We start from the raw sequence: 1,420 nt of genomic DNA on the forward strand, positions 1-1,420 counted from the left end.
TGGACTGCACCCCAAATTTTGGACAAAATTATTATTAAGTTTTAGAATGATGCGCTCGGTATTGTATGGGGCTCATTCCTTTTAGATTAAGTTTAATTCTTTCTTTGTTATAATACTGAATATATTCTTTAATTTCTTTTTTTAACTCATCAATTGAGTTGTATGTATTGAGATAAAATAATTCTGACTTCAGGATGCCGAAGAAGTTTTCTATGATCGCATTATCTAAACAATTACCTTTTCTGGACATACTTTGTATGATTCCATTTTTCTTTAGTACAAGCCGATATTGTTCCATTTGGTAATGCCAACCCTGGTCGGAATGTAATAACAAAGATGTTTGTGTGTCTGTTTTTTTGAGAGCCTTATCTAGCATATTCATTACACACTTAAAGTCAGCACGTTCAGAAAGTTCATAGGTAATAATTTCCTGATTAAACAGATCTATCACTGGTGAGAGAAACAATTTTTTGCCACCCACATTAAATTCGGTTATATCAGTTGCCCATTTTTGATTAGGATTGTTTGCCTTAAATGCTCTGTTTAAAAGATTGGGAACTGTTTTAGCTTGTTCTCCTTTATAAGATTTATATTTTTTTACTCTGATTACACTCTTTAAACCCAGGGATTTCATCAATCTTAAAACAGTTTTGTGATTAATCACTAGTCCCTCTTTACGAAGTAAGAGTGTAATACGCCTGTAGCCTAATCTTCCTTTATGCTTGTGATAAATACCTTCAATCAATGCTGTAATGTCCTCATATTTAGTTACTATCTGCGTTTTCTTTGAATAATAATAAAAACTACTTCTTGCCATATGTATACAATCTAACAACACAGTTAAATCGTACTTATGCCTTAACTCCATTATGGCTTGTGCTTTTTGTTGGTTTGAGTTAAGGCTTGTAGCTTTTTTAGCAGTTCATTTTCCGCTTTTAAACGTTCATTCTCCAATAATAGCTCTTGTTCCCGTGTTAAAGGCTTATCAGATTTTCTTGGTTTTCTTTTGATAGGTTGCTTCATCTTTTTAGGTCGAGTCCTTAAGGCTGATAGTCCAGCTGATTCATAGGCCCGTCGCCAACGTATAATCGCTGACTCGCTAGGTATATTGAATCGTACACAAGCTGAACGCAAAGATAAAAACTCTTTGTCTATAGTTTCTAGCACATTGAACTTAAAAGCTACATCATAAGACTGTTTATCCTTCCGATAAAGACCTGATACCCCATATTTCTTATAGAAATCTACCCATAGTTTTAAATTCGATGGATTAACCCCCCATTCATTAGCAACTGAAATAATGGAACGATATTCTTTTAAAACTGCTTCTACACAGTGAAGCTTAAACTCATAAGTATATTTGTTTCTCTTTCTCATACAAATACCCTCAAGATGTGTCTAACTTTTTGGGGGCAGTGCA

The 1,420-nt window shown here is 33.8% G+C and carries 2 protein-coding genes; both read right to left on the reverse strand.

The annotated features are described in order from the left end of the window. Window positions 1-34: 34 nt before the first annotated feature. Window positions 35-868, reverse strand: a complete 834-nt coding sequence (locus D0T08_RS27380; RefSeq protein WP_229239071.1) for an IS3 family transposase — start codon at window positions 866-868, stop codon at window positions 35-37. After that, a complete protein-coding gene (locus D0T08_RS27385) occupies window positions 868-1,377 on the reverse strand; it encodes a transposase (RefSeq protein ID WP_116985942.1) in 510 nt (169 codons plus the stop codon). Before D0T08_RS27385 ends, D0T08_RS27380 begins: the two co-directional genes overlap by 1 nt. Between the last annotated feature and the right edge of the window lie 43 nt (window positions 1,378-1,420).

The organism is Emticicia sp. C21 (assembly GCF_003418935.1).
In the GTDB taxonomy this organism is placed as follows: Bacteria; Bacteroidota; Bacteroidia; order Cytophagales; family Spirosomataceae; genus Emticicia.

What these genes read in the sequence shown, in the direction of transcription:
- D0T08_RS27380 (WP_229239071.1), bottom strand. Translation starts at nt 868, where the DNA reads ATGGAGTTAAGGCATAAGTACGATTTAACTGTGTTGTTAGATTGTATA.
- D0T08_RS27385 (WP_116985942.1), bottom strand. Translation starts at nt 1,377, where the DNA reads ATGAGAAAGAGAAACAAATATACTTATGAGTTTAAGCTTCACTGTGTA.